General features: G+C 32.8%; 22 protein-coding genes. 14 read left to right on the top strand and 8 right to left on the bottom strand.

Annotated features, from left to right (window positions below; translation table 11 throughout):
- The first annotated feature begins 23 nt into the window (after positions 1 to 23).
- The 12 genes from R2782_RS05380 (at position 24) to R2782_RS05325 (ending at position 13,155) form a co-directional block, all read left to right on the top strand.
- Complete coding sequence (locus R2782_RS05380) at positions 24 to 533, top strand: ferritin (protein ID WP_371267056.1); 510 nt, start codon at positions 24 to 26, stop codon at positions 531 to 533.
- Positions 534 to 703: 170 nt separating this feature from the next.
- Positions 704 to 1,510: an outer membrane protein assembly factor BamD gene (locus tag R2782_RS05375; protein WP_371267055.1), complete on the top strand. Its 807-nt coding sequence runs from the start codon at positions 704 to 706 to the stop codon at positions 1,508 to 1,510.
- A 12-nt stretch (positions 1,511 to 1,522) separates the two neighbouring features.
- Positions 1,523 to 1,840, top strand: coding sequence for a DNA-directed RNA polymerase subunit omega (locus R2782_RS05370; RefSeq protein WP_371267054.1), 318 nt, complete (start codon positions 1,523 to 1,525; stop codon positions 1,838 to 1,840).
- Between the two features lie 8 nt (positions 1,841 to 1,848).
- Entirely contained in the window at positions 1,849 to 3,060 is a 1,212-nt protein-coding gene (gene coaBC, locus R2782_RS05365) for a bifunctional phosphopantothenoylcysteine decarboxylase/phosphopantothenate--cysteine ligase CoaBC (RefSeq protein WP_371267053.1), read from the top strand.
- Positions 3,053 to 3,937, top strand: coding sequence for a DUF4835 family protein (locus R2782_RS05360; protein WP_371267052.1), 885 nt, complete (start codon positions 3,053 to 3,055; stop codon positions 3,935 to 3,937). Before coaBC ends, R2782_RS05360 begins: the two co-directional genes overlap by 8 nt.
- Positions 3,938 to 4,025: 88 nt before the next feature.
- Complete coding sequence (gene recN / locus R2782_RS05355; protein WP_371267051.1) at positions 4,026 to 5,678, top strand: DNA repair protein RecN; 1,653 nt, start codon at positions 4,026 to 4,028, stop codon at positions 5,676 to 5,678.
- Between the two features lie 46 nt (positions 5,679 to 5,724).
- On the top strand, positions 5,725 to 6,537 hold the full coding sequence (locus R2782_RS05350) for an enoyl-ACP reductase (protein ID WP_371267050.1): 813 nt from the start codon (positions 5,725 to 5,727) through the stop codon (positions 6,535 to 6,537).
- A 90-nt stretch (positions 6,538 to 6,627) separates the two neighbouring features.
- Positions 6,628 to 9,090: a GEVED domain-containing protein gene (locus R2782_RS05345; RefSeq protein ID WP_371267049.1), complete on the top strand. Its 2,463-nt coding sequence runs from the start codon at positions 6,628 to 6,630 to the stop codon at positions 9,088 to 9,090.
- A gap of 82 nt (positions 9,091 to 9,172) precedes the next feature.
- Positions 9,173 to 10,186 carry a glycosyltransferase family 2 protein gene (locus tag R2782_RS05340; protein WP_371267048.1) on the top strand — a complete coding sequence of 338 codons (1,014 nt, stop codon included), beginning with the start codon at positions 9,173 to 9,175 and terminating at the stop codon, positions 10,184 to 10,186.
- Complete coding sequence (gene coaE, locus R2782_RS05335; protein ID WP_371267047.1) at positions 10,179 to 10,763, top strand: dephospho-CoA kinase; 585 nt, start codon at positions 10,179 to 10,181, stop codon at positions 10,761 to 10,763. Before R2782_RS05340 ends, coaE begins: the two co-directional genes overlap by 8 nt.
- Before the next feature lie 71 nt (positions 10,764 to 10,834).
- Complete coding sequence (locus R2782_RS05330; protein ID WP_371267046.1) at positions 10,835 to 12,418, top strand: sensor histidine kinase; 1,584 nt, start codon at positions 10,835 to 10,837, stop codon at positions 12,416 to 12,418.
- A 23-nt stretch (positions 12,419 to 12,441) separates the two neighbouring features.
- A complete protein-coding gene (locus R2782_RS05325; protein ID WP_371267045.1) occupies positions 12,442 to 13,155 on the top strand; it encodes a response regulator transcription factor in 714 nt (237 codons plus the stop codon).
- Between the two features lie 50 nt (positions 13,156 to 13,205).
- Here R2782_RS05325 and R2782_RS05320 read toward each other — a convergent pair whose 3' ends face one another.
- The 8 genes from R2782_RS05320 to R2782_RS05285 all read right to left on the bottom strand — a co-directional run bounded on the left by R2782_RS05320 (position 13,206) and on the right by R2782_RS05285 (position 21,077).
- On the bottom strand, positions 13,206 to 13,949 hold the full coding sequence (locus R2782_RS05320) for an acyl-[acyl-carrier-protein] thioesterase (RefSeq protein WP_371267044.1): 744 nt from the start codon (positions 13,947 to 13,949) through the stop codon (positions 13,206 to 13,208).
- Positions 13,950 to 13,954: 5 nt separating this feature from the next.
- Entirely contained in the window at positions 13,955 to 14,878 is a 924-nt protein-coding gene (miaA, locus tag R2782_RS05315; RefSeq protein ID WP_371267043.1) for a tRNA (adenosine(37)-N6)-dimethylallyltransferase MiaA, read from the bottom strand.
- Positions 14,871 to 15,701, bottom strand: a complete 831-nt coding sequence (locus R2782_RS05310) for an ion transporter (protein ID WP_371267042.1) — start codon at positions 15,699 to 15,701, stop codon at positions 14,871 to 14,873. Before R2782_RS05310 ends, miaA begins: the two co-directional genes overlap by 8 nt.
- Before the next feature lie 30 nt (positions 15,702 to 15,731).
- Complete coding sequence (locus tag R2782_RS05305) at positions 15,732 to 17,093, bottom strand: exonuclease domain-containing protein (RefSeq protein ID WP_371267041.1); 1,362 nt, start codon at positions 17,091 to 17,093, stop codon at positions 15,732 to 15,734.
- Between the two features lie 67 nt (positions 17,094 to 17,160).
- Positions 17,161 to 17,820: a YggS family pyridoxal phosphate-dependent enzyme gene (locus tag R2782_RS05300; RefSeq protein ID WP_371267040.1), complete on the bottom strand. Its 660-nt coding sequence runs from the start codon at positions 17,818 to 17,820 to the stop codon at positions 17,161 to 17,163.
- 22 nt (positions 17,821 to 17,842) lie between these two features.
- The gene (locus tag R2782_RS05295) at positions 17,843 to 19,060 is read right to left on the bottom strand and encodes a DUF1015 domain-containing protein (protein WP_371267039.1); all 1,218 of its coding nucleotides are present in this window, start codon (positions 19,058 to 19,060) and stop codon (positions 17,843 to 17,845) included.
- A 61-nt stretch (positions 19,061 to 19,121) separates the two neighbouring features.
- Positions 19,122 to 20,009, bottom strand: coding sequence for a 3-hydroxyacyl-CoA dehydrogenase family protein (locus tag R2782_RS05290; protein ID WP_371267038.1), 888 nt, complete (start codon positions 20,007 to 20,009; stop codon positions 19,122 to 19,124).
- Positions 20,010 to 20,108: 99 nt separating this feature from the next.
- Complete coding sequence (locus R2782_RS05285; RefSeq protein WP_371267037.1) at positions 20,109 to 21,077, bottom strand: Gfo/Idh/MocA family protein; 969 nt, start codon at positions 21,075 to 21,077, stop codon at positions 20,109 to 20,111.
- Positions 21,078 to 21,333: 256 nt separating this feature from the next.
- Here R2782_RS05285 and R2782_RS05280 point away from each other — a divergent pair, with 256 nt between their 5' ends.
- Together R2782_RS05280 and R2782_RS05275 are read left to right on the top strand one after the other, a co-directional pair.
- A complete protein-coding gene (locus R2782_RS05280; protein ID WP_371267036.1) occupies positions 21,334 to 22,176 on the top strand; it encodes a universal stress protein in 843 nt (280 codons plus the stop codon).
- Positions 22,177 to 22,362: 186 nt separating this feature from the next.
- Positions 22,363 to 23,904 (top strand): AbgT family transporter, encoded by a 1,542-nt coding sequence (locus R2782_RS05275; RefSeq protein WP_371267035.1) that lies wholly within the window; start codon positions 22,363 to 22,365, stop codon positions 23,902 to 23,904.
- The last annotated feature ends 235 nt before the right edge of the window (positions 23,905 to 24,139 follow it).

Here is a 24,139-nt window from a genome sequence, read left to right as displayed (position 1 = left end):
TTATTAATTAGAAAAACAGAATTATGTTATCAGCAAATGTATTGCAAGCATTGAATAATCAAATTAAAATGGAAGGAGATTCCTCTCAAGTATATTTAGCAATGGCCTCTTGGGCTGAAGTACAAGGTTTTGAAGGTATTTCAACTTTTATGTACAATCAATCTGACGAAGAAAGAATGCACATGCTTAAATTAATCAAATATGTAAACCAACGCGGTGGAGAAGCTAAAGTTGGAGCAACATTGGAACCTAAATTGGATTTAACAAATTATAAAGCTCTTTTTAAACAACTTTTGGAACATGAAATTAAAGTTTCAGAAAGTATTAATAATTTAGTTGGAATTACACTTGACGAGCGTGATTTTGCTACGCATAATTTCCTACAATGGTATGTAGCTGAGCAAATTGAGGAAGAAGCTACAGCACGTTACATTTTAGATAAAATTAATTTAATTGGAGATGATAAAGGAGGGTTATATCTTTTTGACAACGAAATGAAAAACTTTGTGAGTCCCACACCTCCAACGCAATAAAACAATGTTAATGTAAATATAAAAGATGCGATTTTTTACGCATCTTTTTGTTTTTTTACCACCTTTATAATACTCTGAAAAAAATGTTTTGTAGTCTGTAATTATTAACTACATTTGCAATCTTAATTTTCTTAGTATTTTTTTGAAAATTTGTATATAAAATTCACCCAATGAATAAATTATATTTTGTTTTTCTCCTAGCTGTAATCCTCAGTTCATGCAGTCCCTATCAAAAAGCATTGAAAAGTGAAGATATTGGAATGAAATATGCGGCAGCCGAAGAAAAATACAACAAAGAAAAATACAAGAAAGCAATTCGATTGTTTGAACAAATAGCACAGTCTTATAGAGGCAAACCTCAAGCAGAAAAAATGTTTTATATGTATGCCCAAAGTTTATATAAAACAGAACAGTTTTATACAGCCGGCTACCAATTTGAAAGCTTTGCTTCTGGTTATCCGAAAAGTGAAAAAGTGGAAGAAGCTGCCTTTTTGGGAGCTTATTGTTACTCTAAACTATCACCACGATATTCATTAGATCAAATAGATACAGATAAAGCAATTGAGAAAATGCAAGCATTTATTGATGTTTATCCAGATTCTCAATATATTACTCAAGCAAATGTGGTTGTAAAAGATTTACGAGAAAAATTAGAGTTCAAAGCTTTTGAAATAGCAAAACAATACCATACAATTGCAGAAGCAATTAGAGATTTTAAAGCCCCAATAGTTGCATTAGATAATTTTATTGCAGATTATCCTGGAACACCTTACCGCGAAGATGCATTTTTTTACAAGATAGAAGCAAGTTATAAATATGCCGTTAATAGTGTAGACTATAAAGTTAAAATGCGATTAGAAGAAACACTTGAAAATTACGATAAGTTTTTGAAGCAATTTCCGGAATCAAAGTACAAAGAAAAAGCCGATAAAATAAAAGAGGATGTTACTAAAATGTTAGCACAATATTCAAAATAATAACTATTTGTCATGGATTTAAAAAAGACCACAGCTCCTGTTAATACAATAACTTATGATAAGAGAGCTATTGAGCAATCTACAGGAAATGTATATGAGGCAATTACAATCATTGCCAAAAGAGCAAATCAAATAAATTCTGAAATAAAAAAAGAATTAATTGAAAAATTAGAAGAGTTTGCAACTTACAATGATAGTTTAGAAGAAATTTTTGAAAATAAAGAACAAATTGAAGTTTCAAAATTTTATGAAAAATTACCTAAACCACATGCGTTAGCTGTACAAGAGTGGTTAGAAGGAAAAATTTATCACAGAGATACAACCAAATAAAAATCCAAATGTCAGTTTTAAAAGGGAAAAAAATACTACTGGGCATCACCGGTGGAATTGCTGCCTATAAAACTGCTTCGTTGGTTAGACTTTTTATAAAAGCAGGTGCTCAGGTACAAGTAATTATGACACCTGCTTCAAAAGACTTTGTTACACCTCTAACATTATCAACCCTTTCAAAGAATCCGGTTTTTTCAGAGTTTTATAACGATGAAGATGAAAATTCTGTATGGAATAACCATGTTGAATTAGCTCTTTGGGCCGATTTAATGGTTATTGCTCCTGCAACAGCAAATACTATTGCCAAAATGGCTAATGGTAATTGTGATAACTTGCTTATGGCGACATATTTATCAGCTAAATGTCCGGTTTATTTTGCACCTGCAATGGATTTGGATATGTATAAGCATCCCACTTCGATAGATAATTTTCATAAATTACAACTTTTTGGAAATTGTATGATTCCGGCCGAATCCGGTGAATTAGCTAGTGGTCTTTCTGGTGAAGGACGAATGGCTGAACCTGAGCATATTATTTCTTTTTTAGAAAATGATATTTCTCAAAAATTGCCATTAAAAGGAAAAAAAATACTCATTACAGCCGGACCTACATACGAAGCAATAGATCCTGTACGTTTTATAGGTAATCATTCCTCTGGAAAAATGGGTTTTGATATTGCAACCGAAGCATCTCAATTGGGAGCTGATGTTATTTTAATATCCGGACCAAGTCATTTGAATGTGAACAATGAAAGAATAAAATTAATTCGGGTACAATCTGCTGAAGAAATGTATGTACAGTGTCATTTATTTTTCGATAATGTTGATGCAGTTGTTGCTGCGGCAGCCGTTGCAGATTACAGACCTAAAGCGGTAGCGAGTCAAAAAATAAAAAAAACTGATAGTGCTTTTTCCATCGAGTTGGAAAAAACAAAAGATATTTTGGCTTCGTTGGGAGCTATTAAAAAACATCAGTTCATTGTTGGATTCGCTCTGGAAACAGAGAATGAAATTGAGCATGCGAAATTGAAAATCCGGAAAAAAAACTTAGATTTGATTGTTTTAAATTCGCTAAATGATGAAGGGGCTGGTTTTGGCAAAGCGACAAACAAGATTACTTTTATTGATTATGCATTTCAAATAGAGCCCATGCCACTTAAATCAAAAGAAGAAGTAGCAATGGATATAGTGAATAAAATAATACAACATTATCATGCGTAAATTAGTCTTTTTTATTTTTTTGGTAACGTTGCATGTTACCAATGCACAAGAATTAAATTGTAGTGTAAAAGTAAACTCAGAAAGAGTAACGGCTACAAATCAACAGATTTTTAAAACGCTTGAGACATCGTTAAATGAGTTTGTAAACAAAACAAAGTGGAGTTCAAAAGACTTTAGCAGCAACGAACGAATTGATTGTTCGATGTTTATTAATGTTTCTGAATTTGCCAATAATGTTTTTACTGCGTCTATTCAAGTTCAAGCTTCGAGACCTGTTTATAATTCAACTTACAGTACACCAATTTTGAACATTAATGATAAAGATTTTACTTTTCGTTATGTAGAATTTGAAAATCTTTTTTTTAATCCCAATAGTTTTGATTCCAATTTGGTTTCAGTAGTTGCTTTTTATGCTTACATGATTTTAGCAATGGATGCCGATTCTTTTGAAAATCAAGGAGGAAATGAATATTTAGAAATTGCACAAAATATTGTTAGCGTATCACAATCGGGAGGAAAAGGATGGTCGCAATCAGACGGATTGCAAAACAGATTTTTCTTGGTAAACGATTTGTTATCAAGTACATTCGACCCAATTCGATTGGGTTTTTACGATTACCATACCAAGGGCTTAGATGTAATGGCTGATGATTTAACCAAAGGAAAAGAGGGAGTGAAAAATGCAATATTAACGCTATCAAAAATTAATGCTGTCCGACCCAATGCCTATTTAACAAGAGTTTTTTTTGATACTAAAGCAGATGAAATTCTATCTATATTCACAGGAGGGCCAAAAATTGATAATGCCGATTTAGTTGATAATTTGAATCGTGTTTCTCCTTTGAACGCATCCAATTGGTCTAAAATAAAATTTTGATAACTTTGTCAATATTATCTTTTCTTTCCTTTTTAAATCTAACAATAAATTGAGTACATTGCTTGTGTATTAGTTTTTACAACAAGAAATGCTAACTTCGTTATCTATAAAGAATTATGCCTTAATTGAAAAATTAGCGATTGATTTTTCTAATGGTTTTTCTATTATAACAGGTGAAACTGGAGCCGGAAAATCCATTCTATTAGGAGCCTTGGGTTTGGTTTTAGGTAAACGAGCCGATTTAACTTCGCTGAAAAACAAAGAAGAAAAATGTGTAATTGAAGCTCATTTCTCAATTTCTAATTATAATTTAAATGATTTTTTTGAAGTAAATGATTTGGATTATGATGATCGAACTATTATTCGTAGAGAAATTTTACCATCCGGAAAATCAAGAGCTTTTATCAACGATAGTCCGGTTAATTTAACAATTTTGGCTGAATTAGGAGAGTTGTTACTCGATATTCATTCCCAATATGAAACACGTGAATTAACAGATGAGTTGTATCAGTTTCAAATAATTGATGCTATTTCATCTAATCAATTATTGTTGGATGATTATGAAAGAAAGTTAAAAGTTTTTAAAAAACAAAAAGTTCAATTAGAAGAAAAAAAACATTTTTTAGCCAATGCTTTAAAAGAACAAGATTATAATTCATTTTTATACAATGAATTAATTGAAGCGAAAATAATTGAAGGAGAACAGGAAGAATTAGAAGCTAAATTGGAGCAATTAAGTAATGTTGAATTAATCAAAGAACAGCTTGAAAAAGGTATTGCTTTGGCAAATAGCGAACAATTTGGTTTATTGCTTACTGTAAAAGAATTTAAAACCGCAATTCAAAAAATTAGTTCATTTTCAAAAGATTACGCTCAACTTTTTGAGCGTGTTGAAAGTCTTTCTATCGAGTTAAAAGATATCGTGAACGAGTTAAATCACTTTACTGAATCAGTAATTAATGATCCTGATCAACTCATTTTAGTCAATCAAAAATTGCAAGTCATTTACAGTTTACAGAAAAAACATCAAGTAAATTCTGTTGAAGAATTATTACAAATTCAAAATGATTTGGAAGGAAAGGTTTTTTCGGTTACTTCACTGGAAAATGAAATTACATTAATACAAAATCAATTGAAATTAACAGAAGCTGAATTGAATGATTTAGCTAAAATAATCCATTCTAAAAGAAGTGAATCACTACCTGTTTTAAGTAATAAATTAGTAGAAAGTTTAAGTCAACTTGGAATGCCAAACGTACAATTTAAAATCGAGGTTCATTTTTCTGATACTTTTTATAATAATGGAAAAGATAGGCTTCAATTTTTAATTGCAACGAATAAAGGTTCTGATTTTGGAGTATTAAAAAAAGTAGCATCCGGTGGAGAAATGTCAAGAATTATGTTGGCAGTGAAAGCTATTTTAGCCGATTATTCTAATTTACCAACACTCATTTTTGATGAAATTGATACAGGTGTTTCAGGTGAAATAGCCAATAAAATGGGTGATATTATGAAAGAAATGAGTTCTAAAATGCAGATATTTGCCATCACGCATTTGCCTCAAATTGCCGCCAAAGGTAAATTACATTACAAAGTTTTTAAGTCCGATGAAGGGAATCAAACCAATTCTGAAATAAAATTATTAAGCAAAGAAGACAGAGTAATTGAAATAGCACAAATGCTTTCCGGTACCAATGTATCAGATTCGGCTTTAAATCATGCAAAAGCTTTATTGAACTAAAAAAAGAAGTATATTTGAACGATCTACAAACTAAAATAATACCAATATGTATAATTTATTAAAAGGAAAAAGAGGAATCATTTTTGGAGCTTTAGACGAAAATTCAATTGCTTGGAAAACTGCAGAGCGTGTGCACGAAGAAGGAGGAACATTTGTATTGACCAACGCCCCAATTGCTATGCGAATGGGAACCATTAATCAATTAGCAGAAAAAACCGGTTCTCAAATAATACCCGCTGATGCCACTTCAATAGCCGATTTAGAAAATTTAGTAGAAAAAGCGACAGAAATCCTTGGCGGAAAATTAGATTTTGTGCTTCATTCCATCGGAATGTCTGTTAATGTGAGAAAAGGAAATCACTATACCAACCAAAATTATGATTTTACCCATAAAGGATGGGATGTTTCTGCAGTTTCTTTTCACAAAGTAATGCAGGTATTATATCAAAAAGATGCCATGAACGAGTGGGGTAGTGTTGTAGCTTTGACGTATATGGCTGCTCAGCGTGTGTTTCCTGATTATAATGATATGGCTGATAATAAAGCCTATTTAGAATCTATTGCCAGAAGTTTTGGTTATTTCTTTGGTAAAGATAAAAAAGTAAGGGTTAATACAATATCGCAATCTCCAACTCCAACAACAGCTGGCCAGGGCGTGAAAGGTTTTGACGGATTTATTACTTATGCAGACAAAATGTCTCCACTTGGAAATGCAACTGCTTTAGATTGTGCAAATTATACTGTAGCTATGTTTTCTGATTTAACAAAAAGGGTAACATTACAAAATTTATATAATGACGGAGGCTTTTCAAATATGGGAGTTAGCCAAGATGTGATGGAATATTTCACCCAAGAATAAACCATTTTTTAACAATCTAAAAACACCTGTAAATTTTTTTGTAGGTGTTTTTTTTTATAATTTTATGGCTTAATTAATAAATAACAAAAAATGAAAAAAATTACTTATTTGTTCATGTTGATAGGAGTGAGTGCTTTTGCTCAATTTCCAGCTCCTTATTGCGGACCAATTACCTTTACTAATGCGGTGGAACCCATTACGTTAGTGAATTTTGCAGGTATTAACAATTCTTCCAGTAATGTTGTTGCGGGAGCAACTGCTCATGAAGATTATACCGGTGTTTCCGGTTCGGTTACTGCAGGAGCTTCTTACACTGTTACTTTAAAAGGAAATACAGACGGAAATTACGTAAATCGATTTATGGTTTTTGTTGATTGGAATCAAGATAATGATTTTGCAGATGAAAATGAAGCGTATCAAATTACACAAACCATAACAAACTCAACAGGATTAGATGCAATCGAAGCCACACAATCATTAGCTGTACCTGTTACAGCTTTGGGTGGTACCACTCGAATGAGAGTAAAGAAAATTTTTGCTGAAGTTGATTATACTAATCCTTGTTTAGGAACTGCTTATGGTCAAGTTGAAGACTATACATTGAATGTAACTGCTTCTTCTGATTGTGCCGGAACTCCTACGCCGGGAGATACAGTTTCGTCTGACGCATCTGTTTGTGCTGGAATTTCTTTTGATTTAAGTTTACAAAATAATGTTGCTGCTGCTGGCATTACATATCAATGGCAAGTATCAACAAATGGAGTAGATTATTCAGATATTGATGGTGAAACTAATTCAACACTTACTACAAGTCAAAATGAGGCTTCTTATTATCAATGTGTTGTAACTTGTGTTCCTTCTGCATCAACTCAAATAAGCACACCAATTATGGTGGGATTAAATCCCGGAAATCAATGTTATTGTACACCAATTTATACTGATGGAACTGTGGATGGCGATTTAATTTCTAACATTGAAATTGAGGGTACGACTTTATCCAATAATACCGGTGCAGTTCCAGGCGGATCTTCTTACAGTTACTTTTTTGGTCAGCCTAATTATACTGCAGAGTTACAAGCAGGAAACAGTTATAATGTAAATGTTACTGTTGGTTCGTTCGGTGGTCAAAATGTAGCAGTTTGGATAGATTATAATGATAATGGCCTTTTTGAAATAAATGAAAGAGTTGGATTTACAACAACTTCAATTGATGGAGATGGCTCTGCAACTTTTACAATTACTCTTGCTTGTAATCCACCACTTGGTACACACAGAATGAGAGTAAGAGATGTTTGGAATACTGCAGGAAATACAATTGATCCATGTATCTCTTATGGTTGGGGTGAAACCGAAGATTATGATGTAACCATTACAGCAGCAGTAGCTTGTCCTCAACCAAGTAATTTGACAGCATCAGATATTACTTCGTCTTTAGCTAATTTGAGTTGGGTAATAGGTTGTGCAGAAACATCATGGGATGTTCATGTGGTAGAAACCGGAGGCGGTTTGCCAAGTGGTGAACCTTCTCATCCTAATTCGGTAAGTCCTCTAGAAGTAGATGGTTTATCCCCAGACACAGCTTATGAGTTTTATGTAAGAGCAAATTGTGAAGGAGATGGTTATAGTTTATGGTCAGGACCTTATGTGTTTACAACGCTAAGTATTTTGCCTGATTGTGCAACAGTTATTTCTCCTGCTGATGGTGCTACTGATGTAGCGGTAGGAACTGTTCCTTTTTCTTGGGAACCAGCTACTACAGGAGGAGCAGCAACTTCATATGATATGTACTATGGATTAACTCCAGATGATGTTACTAATTTTGTTGGTAATTTTACTGACACTACTGTTGATATTGATTTAGATGGTTATGATACAACTTTTTATTGGATGATCGTGCCTATCAATTCGGGAGGTGAAGCAACTGGTTGTTCAGTTTGGTCATTCACAACTGTACCTTCACCAGGATTTTGTTTAAATGGAGGGTTATTTCCTGAAGACACTTTAACGCCTGATGTTTGTGATGGTGTAACTGAAAACGCAATCGTTGACAATGCTTGGGCAGGTGAATACGCTAATATTAGTGTAATTTCCGGTCAGACTTATTCCTTCAACAGCTCTGTTGCTACTGATTTTATTACTATTGGTTCAGAAGATGGTACTACTCCTATCAGTTATGGAACTACACCTTTAATATGGACTTCTGATGTAACAGGTGTTGTTAGATTTTACATACATTTAAATGATCAATGTGAAACAGAAAATTTAGATAGAACTCGTTCAGTTATCTGTGGTGAAACTTTAAGCACTGTATCATTTGATAATAGTAACTTTAAGTTTTATCCTAACCCAGTAAAAGATATATTAACTATTTCATATGAAACTTCGATTTCAAAAGTGTATGTAGTTAATCTTTTAGGTCAAGAATTAATCTCCAAATCAATAAACGCCAACGAAAGTCAATTAGATTTGTCAACGTTATCAGCAGGAACTTATTTAGTTAGAATTACAACCGAAGATAATCTTGAAAAAACAATCAAAATTGTGAAGCAATAGAAAGTAATTTAATAGATTTTCAAAAGCCATGCATCTAGCATGGCTTTTGTTTTTTATAGTGTATATTTGTTAAAATTTTGGTATGTATTTTTCAATTATCATTCCTGTTTACAACCGTCCTGATGAGATTGACGAACTTTTGGAAAGTCTTGTAAAGCAGGATTACAAATCTCCATTTGAAGTGGTCATTGTAGAAGATGGTTCAAGTATAGATTGTAAAAGTGTAGTTGAAAAATATTCCAACCGATTAAACATAAATTATTTTTTTAAACAAAATTCTGGTCCGGGAGATTCCAGAAATTACGGAATGAATAATGCAAACGGAGATTATTTTATCATTTTTGATTCTGATTGCATAATTCCTAAACACTATCTTTCAGAAGTGGATTTAGCTTTGAAGAAGAAATTTACAGACTGTTTTGGTGGCCCAGATAAAGCTTTAGATTCCTTTTCAGATATTCAAAAAGCAATTAATTTTAGTATGACTTCATTTTTGACCACTGGAGGAATTCGTGGAGCATCTGAAAAAATTGATAAATTTCAACCGAGAAGTTTTAATATGGGAATTTCAAAAAATGCATTTCTTGCCTCAGCGGGATTTGGAAATATTCATCCTGGAGAAGACCCGGATTTGTCAATCCGTTTATGGATGTTGAATTTTGAAACCCAGTTGATTTCAACTGCTTATGTATATCACAAAAGAAGAATTGATTGGTCTAAGTTTTATCATCAAGTGTATAAGTTTGGAAAAGCTAGGCCTATCTTAAATACTTGGTATCCTGAATACAACAAACCAACCTTTTTTTTCCCTACGTTATTTATTATAGGTCTCTTTATTGCAGTGGCTTTGGTGTTATTTTTAGGCTTGTTTTTTCCATTGGCACTATATGGGTTATATTTTCTGTTATTGTTTTGTATAGCAACTTATTCATACAAAAGCATATCAATAGGGAGTTTATCAGTCATCGCAGTTATTATCCAGTTTTATGGATATGGTTTTGGTTTTTTACAATCATTCATACTTATTCAATTGATGAATAAAAATCCTAAAGAAGTATTTCCGGAACTTTTTTTTAATAAATCAATCAATGACTAAAATTATAGGATTAACAGGTGGCATAGGTAGCGGAAAAACAACCGTAGCCAAGATGTTTATGGAGAAGGGTGTTCCGGTATATATTGCAGATGATAAGGCAAAAAAAGTAATGGAATCTCAAATGATAATTAAGCAAATAAAAAATGCTTTTGGCGGGGAGGTTATTTCAAATAAAAGTGTAGACAGGGTTAAATTGGCTCAAATTGTCTTTAACAAACCTGATAAATTGGAAATACTCAATAAAATTATTCATCCTGCAGTACAAAAAAATTTTAAAGAATGGTTGAAATTAAATGAAACAGCTCCATTTGTAATGAAAGAAGCTGCAATATTATTTGAAACAGGAGGTTATAAACAATGTGATAAAATAATTACTGTTGTAGCTCCAAAAATTATACGATTAGAACGTGTTATACGTAGAGATAAAGTAGATGAAATAAGTGTTCAACAAAGAATGAACAACCAATGGACTGATGAAAAGAAAATTGAATTAAGTGATTTTGTGATTGAAAATATTGATTTAGAACAAACTAAGATTCAAGTTGAAAATATCTTTAAAAAATTGAATAAAGTTTAATAAACGACTTTGATGTTAATGTTTGGTTAATCTATTAACAAAACAAATGTTAAAATCTTAATTTTGCGTTGATGAATAAGGTATTGTTTAGATTGCTTGTTATCTTAATGAGTTTATCGCTCGTTGGAATAATTTTTGTACAGGTATATTGGTTCAATTCTTCATTAGAAAATAACCAAGAGCAATTCAAGTTTCATGTAAAACAGGTTTTAGGGAATGTTTCGGAAGATATAAAAAATCAAGAAATATTAGCTTTTGTTGATAAGATTAATCAATTTAAGGACAGTACCGGAGCTGAAAAGGTTGAAAATACTGATTTTTTAGAATTTGGCTACTATGAGCGAAATTCTCAAACAAACGAAACAATAATTTATTCAAATAGTATTAATTCTCAAGATTTTACTATTTCATCTTCGTTCTTTGATAAAAATAAAGATAGTTTAAAAATTAAAAGCTTTTCTTCAAAACGAAAAACTGAAATTTACCATAATGGTATCGATAAATTTAATTTGCAGAATACATCTACTCCTGACTTAAAAATTGAAAAATCAGGAAATTTGGCTATTTTAGATAAGTTACTTTATGATATGTCTTTCAATGATATAGCCTTGACATATCCTATTCAGCGAAGAATTTCAAAAGAAAAATTAAAAGAACTTTTGCAAAGAGAATTAAAAGAATATGGGGTAAACACTTCTTTCGAATTTGGAATTTACAGTAATGGTTTGGCCACAAAAGTAAAATCGGATAATTTTAAATTCAATAAAAACGATACGTACAGTATTCCTATTTTTACCGACAATGAAGGGATGAGTAAATACCAGTTATTGGTGAGTTTTCCGGAAAAAAAGAAGTTTATTTTTTCTGATTTAATCGGAATTGCAATCTTATCCTTGATTTTTACGTTGATTATTATTATTGCTTATTCCAATGCGTTAAACCAATTGTTCAAACAGCGTCAGATTTCTGAAATAAAAACAGATTTCATTAATAACATGACACATGAGTTCAAGACTCCAATTGCTACTATTAATTTAGCTTTGGATGCAATTAAAAACCCGAAAGTAATTGAAGATAAAGAAAAAGTACATCGATACCTTCAGATGATTCGTGATGAAAATAAGCGAATGCATGCACAAGTTGAAAATGTTTTACGCATTTCTAAACTTGAAAAAAAAGAACTGGAAATTAACAAAGAGCCTTTAGATATTAATACAATAATTAATGATGCCGTAGACCATGTAAGTTTGATTATTGAAGATAGAGAAGGAAAAATTACAAAGCATTTTGATGCTAACAGAACAACGGTTTTATTGAATGAGGTTCATTTTACCAATGTGATAGTGAATATTTTGGACAATGCCATTAAATATTCTCCGGATAAGCCAATTATAGAAATTTTTACAGAAAACATTAAAGATTTTCTAATTATAAAAGTAAAAGATTATGGAGCCGGGATGAGCAAAGTAGCTCAAAAAAGAATTTTTGAAAAGTTTTATAGAGAACACACCGGAGATATTCATAATGTAAAAGGACATGGTTTAGGTTTGGCCTATGTGAAACGAATTGTAGAAGAGCATAACGGTCAAATAACCGTTGAAAGTGAAAAAGGAAAAGGAAGTACATTTAGTATCAAATTACCATTAATAAATTAAATACCACTAATAAAAATTAACCTATGGAAGCAGAAAACAAAAAAATTCTTTTAGTAGAAGATGACCCAAATTTTGGTGCGATACTAAAAGATTACCTTATGCTAAATGATTTTGAAGTCGTTTTAGCCAAAAATGGAATGGAAGGATTCGAAAAATTCAAAAAAGACACCTATGATTTGTGTATTTTGGATGTAATGATGCCTTATAAAGATGGTTATACTTTAGCCAAAGAAATTCGCGAAAAAAATAAAGAAGTCCCGTTAATTTTCTTGACCGCCAAGTCAATGAAAGAGGACGTATTAAAAGGATATAAAGTGGGAGCAGATGATTATCTGAACAAACCTTTTGATTCTGAAGTGTTGTTGATGAAAATCAAAGCCATTATGCAACGCAAACAATCCGAAAATAAAACTGACAACTTGAAATTTGAATTCCAAATCGGAAAATTTCATTTGAATTCTAAATTACGTTTTCTAACGTATCAAAATGATGAACCAATCAAATTGTCACCTAAAGAAAACGAGTTATTGAAAATGTTAGCCCTTCATGAAAATGATTTAATGCCACGTGAATTAGCCTTAACTAAAATTTGGAGAGACGATAACTATTTTACTTCCAGAAGTATGGACGTTTATATTGCCAAATTAAGAAAGTATCTTAAACCGGACGAAGATGTTGAAATTTTGAACATTCATGGTGAAGGTTTCCGTTTGGTTATCAAAAATAAAGTTGAATAATGTTAAAAAAAGCTCTCAATTTTGAGAGCTTTTTTATTAACGGTTGTTCACTATTTGCGATATTCTACTTTTAGAGCAAAACTTGTTTTTCCGTTTTTAGTCACTGTCATCAATTCCGGATTCTCTTCCGATAAAGCTTCTATTTTTACTTCGTCATTCCAATGCAGCTCCCTTAAAAAATTCATATCAAAAGCCTGAATTTGATGTTTCAATATCACATTGGCATTCAAACAATCCAAACACCATTCTAAATATTTCACATTGTTGGCATGATTCACAATATCCAAATCAGATAGTAATATGGTTTTATGTTTTAAAAATTCAAGGGTAACATTCAGCTCTATTTTCTCAAAGGATTTAGCAGTAGGCAATCTTTCAGGGTATAAAGTAAAATGTCCAAAAGGTAAAGCCAATGCTTCCGGTTTGCGTAATTCAGTATTAATGACCACCCAATAGGTAAGAGCTCCTGCCAATTTTTTGTCACCCAAATACAATTCCAAAGCCCTAACCGAACGAGAATCTTTCATTTCTACAATCCACGTTTTAACGGTAACCACATCACGCCATTTAGGTAAATTGCTTATTTCAACACGCATTCTACTCAACACCCAAGCCTGATGAAAGACTTGCATATCACTAAAACTCAATCCACCCAACTCAGCATGTAAACCGGCAGTAAGTTGTAAAATATTACACAATTCAGTGTGTTTTAATTGTCCGTTAGGGTAACACTGTATAAAATTAATTTCCCAATCTTTGGAAAATTCAGCGGTAAAATGGGGTGAAATGGACATTATTATTATGTTTTGGATTCTATTAAAGTAATAATCTCATTTACATTAGTTTGAAAATTAAACCAATTTACATTTTCAGTTCGTTTAAACCACGTTAATTGTCGTTTGGCAAAACGACGCGTATTTTTTTTGATTTCTTCCACTGCAAAATCTAATGTTGTTTTTTCATCAAAATAATCAAATAATTCTCTGTAACCAACAGTTTGCAATGCATTCAGGTGTTTATTTGGATATAGTTTTTTGGCTTCTTCCAATAAACCATCTTGCATCATTAAATCAACTCTTTGGTTAATTCGGTTATACATTATTTCTCTATCTGATTCTAACCCAATAACAATCGGAGTGAAATTTCGCTTATTTTTTTTCTGATTTAAAAAAGAAGAATACGGTTTTCCGGAACCCAAACAAACTTCTACAAATCGCATCATGCGTTGCGGGTTTTGCAGCGTTTGCGGATTTTCGCTACTTATTTTTTCAAAATAAACAGGATCTAATTCTTTTAATTTTTCTTGTAAATAATCTAAACCTTTTGATTCATATTCGGTTTTAATTTCTTTACGAATGGAAGGTTGAATATCCGGAAAATAATCAAATCCTTTCAAAATAGCATCCACATATAAACCGGAACCACCCACCATAATTTGAATTTTATTTTTTTCAAATAATTCATCCAATTTTAAAAGTGCTTCCCGTTCAAAATCACCAACATTATACGGCTCAAAAATCGATTTGTGCTGAACAAAATGATGCAAAGCTGCATTCAACTCCACTTCATTCGGAACTGCTGTACCAATTTCCATTTCTTTAAAAAATTGCCGACTATCACACGAAATGATAGCACAACCAAAATGTTGAGCCAAAGCAATGCTCAATGCGGTTTTGCCAATAGCCGTTGGACCAATAATTGTTATCAGAAATTGATTATTCATCTAAAATACTTCCGCAATTTTGACAAAATTTTGCATTATCTAAGTGGTCTTCAGATCCACAACTGTAACAATGTTTTTTGAATGATTTTTTAAGTAAGGTGTTTTTTGCAATCTCGGCTGTTATAATTCCGGTTGGAACAGCAATAATTCCATATCCTAAAATCATCACAAACGATGCAATGAATTGACCTAATGGGGTGATAGGCGAAATATCTCCATATCCCACAGTTGTTAGTGTAACAATACACCAATAGATACTAGTGGGAATGCTGGTAAAACCGGCTTCTGCACCCTCAACCACATACATCACGGAACCAATTATTACACAACTGATTAAAACAAAATACATAAACACTAAAATTCTTCCTCTACTGGCTAATATGGATTCTTTTAAATGTATAGACTGACTTGAAAATTGGGGGTGATTCAGAATTTTAAACAATCTCAAAAGACGCAAAGCCCTAATCGTTGTCAGAACGCTTGTGCCGGCAAAAAAAAGGGAAAGATACATTGGTAAAGTGGCAATTAAGTCGATTATCCCATAAAAGCTAAATATGTATCTAAAGGGTTTATTAATTGAGATAATTCTCAAAAGATATTCGATGGTAAAGAAAATGGTAATAATCCATTCACAAAACACCAACTCGTCATGGTATTTTTGGTCAAAACCTTTTACCGTTTCCATCATTACGATAAGTACACTGAGTAAAATTAATCCCAATAAAATTAAATCAAACAATCTTCCAGCAACAGTATTTGTACCATAAATTATGATATGCGTTTTTTGCCTGAAAACTTCAAATTTAGATTTAATACTTCTCATGTTGTACAAATTTAGTCAAAGTTAACTAAATTAAAACGGAATAATTTTCATGACTTTATGCTTTCGCAAATACCCATTGATGATATTTTTGGTATCTCTATTGTTTTGCATTGGTATGATAATGTTTCTTAAAACGTCAACATTTGTAATTTGATAGTTTAAATCAAAAAAACAGTAGCCTTTATAAATTCCGTTTTCTATCAACACTGCCGAGCGTTCTTCTAAGCTTCTCCCACGATCGATAATGATTCTGTTTTGACTTTCAAATTGATTACTTTTTATACATTCTTGCACTCTTTCGTTATATTCTTCAGGACTTACTTCACCTATACAAGCTCCATCACACTCTTTTATTTTATACTTAAAACACGAACTTTGTGTTTCATACAACCCATTTATCTTCTGACACAGTTGGTATTGGTCTGTCATTTTATATAACGCATTTTTTCCTTCTTGAATAGAGGAGAAGGAGGTTATTTCTTTTTTTCGACCATCCGTTTTTTGAAGGGAGAGGCTAATGTATCCTTTTTCGTTTTTTACAGGATATAAAGCCCATTGAAATAGCGTTTTTCGTTGAGCCCGATTGTAAATAGGTTTATTGATTTTGATTTCTTCACTTTCTTTTAAAAGGGCAATGAGTTCACTACCGGTTTCTTCATGCGTAACCGTGTAAACTTCCAGCTGTATTTTTTTACTTTTTCGATTGGTTCCTGTAAAATGTTGATTGACCCGTTTTTTGATATTTTTACTTTTTCCAATATAAATCAAATCACCTTTTTCGTTATGGATGTAATAGATACCGGTTTTAGTTGGAAGGCTTTCTACTATATCCAATAGTTTGGGAGACATGCCCGATTTGATATCTGTTTTGACAGAACTCTTTAAAATTTCTTTCTCAATATCTTTAGCCAAAAGCATCTTGAATAATTTCACCGTGGCCATCGCATCACCACTAGCCCTATGCCGGTCAGCAATCGGAATTCCCAATGCTCTTACTAATTTTCCCAGACTGTATGAAGTTTGACCCGGTAATAATTTTTTAGATAATTCAACCGTGCATAACGTTGGCTTTTGGAATTTGAAACCTAATCGTTTGAATTCAGTTTGTAAAATTCTGTAATCAAAAGACGCATTATGAGCTACTACAATACAATCTTCCGTAATTTCAATAATACGCTTGGCTACTTCATAAAATTTAGGTGCTGAACGAAGCATAGCGTTGTTGATACCGGTTAATTTAACTACAAAAGGCTGTATTGGAATTTCCGGATTAACCAAACTGATGAATTGATCCACCACTTCATGACCATCAAATTTATAGATGGCGATTTCGGTGATTCCTTCTTCGTTGTATTGACCTCCGGTGGTCTCTATGTCGAGTATTGCGTACAAATCAGTTGTCTGTTATCAGTTGTCAGTTTAGAGTTTCATCGAATTGTCACATTTTCAAATTGTCACATTATCGAACACCAAAGATACTACTTCCAATTCGAACCATCGTGCTTCCGCATTCAATAGCGAGTTGGTAATCGCCGCTCATGCCCATAGATAAAGTGGTCAGTTGGCAGTAGGCAGTTGACAGTTGGCTTTGTTGATCAAAAATGTTTTTTAAATGTAAAAATTCACGTTTGATTTGTTCTTGATTTTCAGTAAAAGTAGCCATTCCCATCAAACCGACAATGCGAATGTTTTCAAAGGTTTTCAATTCTTCTGATTGCAAGATTTCATTCAATTCTATTTCATCCAAACCAAATTTGGTGTCTTCTTCGGCAATGTGAATTTGCAGTAAACAATCCACTTTTCTTCGCCATTTTACAGCCAAACGATTAATTTCTTTCAGTAATTTCAAACTATCCACACCATGAATCAAACTTACATAGGGAATCATATATTTTACCTTATTTGTCTGAACATGACCAATCATGTGCCATTGAATATCCTTGGGCATTTGTTCCCATTTTTCCGTCATTTCCTGAATTTTATTTTCACCAAAAATGCGTTGCCCGGCGTTGTAGGCTTCCATCAAATCTGCAACCGGTTTGGTTTTGGAAACAGCAACTAAAGTTACGTCGGCTGGAAGGGAGGATTTTATTTGCAAAAGTCTGTCAGCTATATTCATTTTCAAATGACACATTAGGGTATTATAATTCATACACTATCAACCCGCTTCGAAACTTCGGTTCAATATACGTGCTTTTTGGGGGCATAATCAAATTATTATCTGCCAATGCTTTTATTTCTGAAATATCCGAAGGATAAAGCATAAAACCCACTTCAAATTCGCCTTCGTCTATTAATTCCTTTATCGTTAAAACCGATTGTTTTCCCGGTATGTATTCGATGCGTTCGTCGTTTCGTAAATCTCCGATTCCAAGCAGTGGTTGAAGTACTTTATCATACAAAATTTGGGCATCTAAATTTTCTAAAATTGTAGGATTATTGTTTTCTAATTTATAGAACAAAGCGTAAAAATTGCCATCCAAATACATCCCAAATTCAAATTTACTTTGTGGTCTCCACAATTCTTGTTCTTTGTTTTTGATGATAAAATGCTCATCTAACTTGGCGAGAAAACTTTTAACATCAAATCCATTTAAATCTCTAATAATTCTATTGAATTCGTATATTTTAACTTCACTTTCGGCTATGAGAAAACTCATAAAATAGTTTAACTTTTTATTTTCTGTATTTTTAAACTCATCATACAATAATTCAGCAGAGGCTAATCGATGATGGCCGTCCGCTATATATAATTCGGGAATTTTTGCAAACTGTTCTTGTAGCCAGCTAATATCATTGTCAGCATCAACTTTCCAAAGGGTGTGTCTTTCTTTTTTAGTTGTTGAAAAATGATAAATAGGTTGTTCTTTTTTTTTATTTAAAATCCAATTCGTTAGTTGTTTTTTATCTGGATAAGTAATCAAAACGGGCTCTGTATTAAATCCCGTTTGATGCAAATAATCCTTAAATAATTCTACTCTGTATTGTAGGGTATCCTCATGTTTTTTAATCACGTTTTTTTTATAATCTTCAATAGAAGTTCCGGCAACAATTCCTGTAAACGAATTGGTTTTCGTCTGAATTTCATAGACAAAAAAAACAGGTTTTGTTTCCTCAACAAAAACACCCTCGTTTTTAAAATCTTGGTATTTATGAGCCACACCTTTAAAACGTTTATCTAAGGTGATTTTTTGAGAATGAACATACGCCGGATGAATCACATGTAAAAATGAATACGGATTAAAACTCAACCAAGCCGCCAGCTCAGCCGAACTATAATCGTCATAATTTCGACAGGTAACTAAACCTACTTTATCCGCTGTAGGGCGGACAGCTTTGAAGGGGATTATTTTGCTCATTTCTGTTGTCGGTTATCAGTTCTCGGTTTTCGGTTAACTGACAACCGACAACCGATAACAATTAAATAAACTGCTTCGAAACTTTTTCCGCTTTCTTACTTTCCGAATAATCATAAAATCCTTCTCCTGATTTTACACCTAATTTTCCGGCCATTACCATATTCACTAAAAGTGGGCAAGGAGCATATTTTGGGTTTTTGAAACCGTCGTACATGACATTCAAGATGGAAAGACAAACATCCAACCCGATAAAATCAGCTAATTGCAATGGTCCCATAGGGTGAGCCATTCCGAGTTTCATTACAGTATCAATTTCCTGAACACCGGCAACACCATTGTAAAGCGTTTCGATGGATTCATTAATCATCGGCATTAAAATGCGGTTCGCTACAAAACCGGGATAGTCGTTCACTTCCGTTGGTGTTTTGCCTAATTTTATGGATAAATCCATGATGATTTTAGTCACTTCATCCGAAGTGTTGTAACCACGGATGATTTCAACCAATTTCATAATCGGCACCGGATTCATAAAATGCATGCCAATTACACGTTCCGGATGAACCACCTGAGCAGCAATTTGTGTGATGGAAATGGATGAAGTATTGGTTGCCAAAATCACATTATGGTCACAAACCTCACTCAATTGTTTGAAAATATTCATTTTTAAACCCACGTTTTCAGTGGCAGCTTCCACCACTAAATCGGTTCCCACCACACCGTCTTTGATGTCGGTATAAGTGATTATATTGGAAATGGTTTTGTGTTTATCATCTTCTGAAATCGTTCCTTTCGTTACCATTCTATCCAAGTTGGAAGCAATCGTTGCCATTCCTTTTTCCAACGATTTTTCAGAAATATCAATAAGTTTTACGGTAAATCCGCTTTGAGCAAAGGTGTGGGCAATTCCATTTCCCATCGTTCCTGCTCCAATTACTGCGATTGTTTTCATTATTTGTTTTTAGTTTTTTTGTTTAAAGTTTGCTTCTCTAGTCGCCTTTCAGGCTCGTGTCAAGTTTTAGGTTCACATACACTTGAAACCTGAAACAAATTATTTTTTCCTCATAGAATCAATAATCATATATGCTACTCTCAACGCCTCCGTTCCATCTTCCAACGTAACGACAGGAACTGTATTGTTGTTGATTGCATAGGCAAACGTTTCCAATTCATCCAAAATGGCGTTGTTCATCGAAACCTCAGGATTATCAAAATAAATTTGTTTTTTCACACCTTCCGCGTTTTGCAAAATCATATCAAAATCACCCGGAACTTCCGGTGCGTCTTTCATTTTTACTACTTCACACACTTTGTCTAAATAGTCCACCGAGATGTACGCATCTTTTTGAAAAAAGCGAGATTTCCGCATGTTTTTCATTGAAATTCGACTCGAAGTTACATTCGCCACACAACCATTTTCAAACTCTATTCGAGCATTCGCAATGTCGGGAGACTGACTCAATACTGAAACCCCACTGGCATGAACCGCTTTTACCTTCGATTTCACCACACTCAAAATCGCATCTATATCGTGAATCATCAAATCTAAAACCACCGGAACATCTGTTCCTCTCGGATTAAATTCTGCTAAACGATGGGTTTCAATAAACATCGGGTTGTCAATTTGATTTTTCACCGCAATAAAAGCCGGATTAAATCGCTCCACATGCCCCACTTGACCTTTAACATTGAATTCTTTGGCTAAAGCAATAATTTCTTCCGCTTCTTCAACCGTAGTGGAAATCGGTTTTTCAATAAAAACATGTTTTCCTGATTTAATTGAAACTTTAGCACATTTATAGTGTGAAAGGGTAGGTGTAACAATATCAATTACGTCGACAGCATGAATAAGTTTAGCGATAGTATCAAACTGTTTATAGCCAAATTCGGCTGCTATTTTTGCACCGTTATCCAGATTTTCGTCATAGAAGCCAACTAATTCGTATTTGGAAGATTGATTGAGTAATCGTAAGTGTATTTTTCCAAGGTGACCGGCACCCAAAACGCCAACTTTAAGCATACAAGTAAATTTTATCAAAAATAGTAATAATAGCAGAATTGGCAAATGAGAATGATTTAAATTATTACCCTTTTTTAATTTATCAATATCTTAATTTAATGTTATAACTGACAATTATCAGTTAGAAATTGCTGCAATATACCTAACTTTACTTTGTAGAATGAACGCTTAAGAGAGTACTTTTGATTAGTATTATTATAAAGACTGTTCATCAATAATTAACAACTAATAATTGACAACTGAAAAACTAAATATTATGAAACGTATACTTTTTCCAACTGATTTTTCTGAGGCGTCTAACAATGCTTTCTTGTATGCTTTAAAGTTAGCAGATGCAATGAAGGCAGAGTTAATTACATTACACGCTTATGAACTCCCTCAATTGCACATGGGAGGTATGCCTAATACACTCAAAGATGTATATGATAGTATTGAATTAGAAAATTTTGAAAACTTCAAAGATCAAATACCATTGCTACGGGAGATAGCTGAAAAACATAATTTAAGTCACGTTAAAATCAGTAATATTCTAAAACACGGTGACCTTATTTGGACAATTAAAAAGGTTACGAATGATGAAAACATTGATTATGTAGTAATGGGGACAAAAGGGGCTACAGGTCTAAAAGAAACTTTTTTAGGATCTAATACAGGTAGTGTAATGACAGAACTTGATGCCTATGTTATCGGTGTTCCTCAAAATTCAGAATATGAGGGAATAAAAAATATTGTTTTTACTACACGATTTAGAGAAAAAGATTTAAAAGCTTTAAAAAAAGTACTCAAGTTAGCAAAGCTATTTGAAGCAAAAGTACATTGCTTGTATATAAAAACTAAAAAAACAGATGTAAATCCTGTTGTTATAGAAGATTGGAAATTTCTATTTAATAAAGAAAATGTGGTCTTCCATATTTTTGAAGAGGAAAATGTTCAACAGACAATTCTCAATTTTGTAGATTCTTATAACGTAGATTTGTTGGCAATGTTAAATTACAAAAGAGGATTTTTCGAAGAATTATTTAAACAAAGCCTTACTCAAAAATTATCTTATCATGTTCAAGTCCCTTTGTTGGCAATACATGAAAACAGATTAGATTAAATTCTAATTCTTCGATTTTTGTATTATTACTATTTGGGGTTTTGTGTAGATCATTTTTCACTAACCCCATTTTTTTTATCATACTTAATATATTGTTATCTATTGTAACCTTTTTTAGTTGTTGGTTTGCAAAATTTAGAATTCTGAAAAAAAAAGTATTATTTTAGTACCATAAATTTTTATTTTATGGAAGAAAACAAGCCAAAAAAGGGTTTTGTAAACAAAGCTCTCGACTTTATTGAAAAAAAAGGAAATAAGCTACCAGATCCTGCTATCTTGTTTTTTAGTTTGATGATTGGTATTTGGATCCTCTCTGCATTCTTGTCCAATATTACATTTGATGTAATTGACCCCCGTTCGCAAGCTCCAATAGAAGTAATTAATTTACTAAGTGGCTCATCATTAGCAGCCTTTTTATCCAATATGGTTACAACTTTTACCAGCTTTGCTCCATTAGGAATTGTATTAGTTGCGATGTTAGGTGTTGGTGTGGCAGAACACGCCGGATTTATTAATGCGGGTCTAAAATCAATGTTAAGTATTACTCCTAAGGCTTTACTAACCCCTATGCTTATTTTGGTGGCAATTGTTTCTCATACAGCAACCGATGCCGGATATGTATTGGTTATACCATTGGGAGGAGTTATTTACTATGCAGCAGGTAGACATCCTTTATCGGGTATAGCGGCAGCTTTTGCTGGAGTCTCAGGAGGTTTTAGTGCAAATTTTGTGCCTTCCGGTATTGATCCTTTACTACAAGGATTTACACAATCTGCAGCTCAAATAATTAATCCTGTAATAGAGCTCAACCCCCTCAACAATTGGTTTTTTACTTCTGCTTCTACGCTGTTAATCGTATTAATTGGTTGGTATATCACAGATAAAATAGTTGAGCCTCGTTTAAAATCAGTAACTGTTAAAGTTACTGAAGAACAACCTACGATGGATCGATTGTTGCCTAAAGAGAAGAAAGCATTTTGGACAGCATGTTTTGTAATGATTCTATGTTTATTGGCTTTATTTTTGTGGTCTGCACCAGCAGATTCTGCTTTACGTGCAGAGTCAGGTGATTTAGCGGCCTTATCCGCACCATTAATGCGTTCAATTGTGCCGTTAATTTTTATTATTTTTCTTATTCCCGGTGTGGTTTATGGTTTGATGGCAGGCACTTTTACAAAATCAAAAGATATTATCGACAGTATGACCAAATCGATGAGTGGCATGAGCTATTATATAGTAATGGCATTTTTCTGTGCTTTGTTTATTGATGCCTTTACGAAGTCAAATTTAGGAGCATTATTAGCTATTAAAGGAGCTTCCGGATTAAAAGCTTTGGCTTTGCCTCCTGAAATTACTATAGTTGGTATAATTTTATTAACGGCTTTTGTAAATCTTTTTATTGGTTCTGCTTCTGCTAAATGGGCATTATTGGCACCGATTATGGTACCAATGCTGATGCAATTAGGCATTTCGCCTGATTTAACACAAGCTTCGTATAGAGTAGGAGACTCAGTTTCCAATATTGTAACACCTTTGATGCCGTATTTTCCGCTGGTGGTTGTATATTGCCAGAAATATGTTAAGAGTACTGGTATTGGTACATTGGTTTCTATGATGATTCCATATTCTATTGCTTTTATGGTGTTATGGACGATATTCCTTTTAGTTTATTGGGCTTTAGGAATTCCGTTAGGTTTGCAAGCAACCTATGAATATATAACACCATAATACATAAGAAGATTCAATAATATACTTTACAACCCGTATTTACATTCAAATACGGGTTTTTTTACCTTTAAATTTTGCTCCAAATTCTGTCAAAATAATAATTTTTTACGAAACAAAATTTTGATTGCAAATCTTGTCTACATTTTGGTTGATCTTCTTTTTCTTAAAGAAGTTGACAGAAAAATTATTTTACTTAGTTAAGTTAAAAAGTAATATTTAAGAATGGCAAAAAAAA

The organism is Flavobacterium sp., assembly GCF_041392085.1.
Classification (GTDB): Bacteria; Bacteroidota; Bacteroidia; order Flavobacteriales; family Flavobacteriaceae; genus Flavobacterium.
This window is presented reverse-complemented; position numbering and strand designations above follow the sequence as displayed.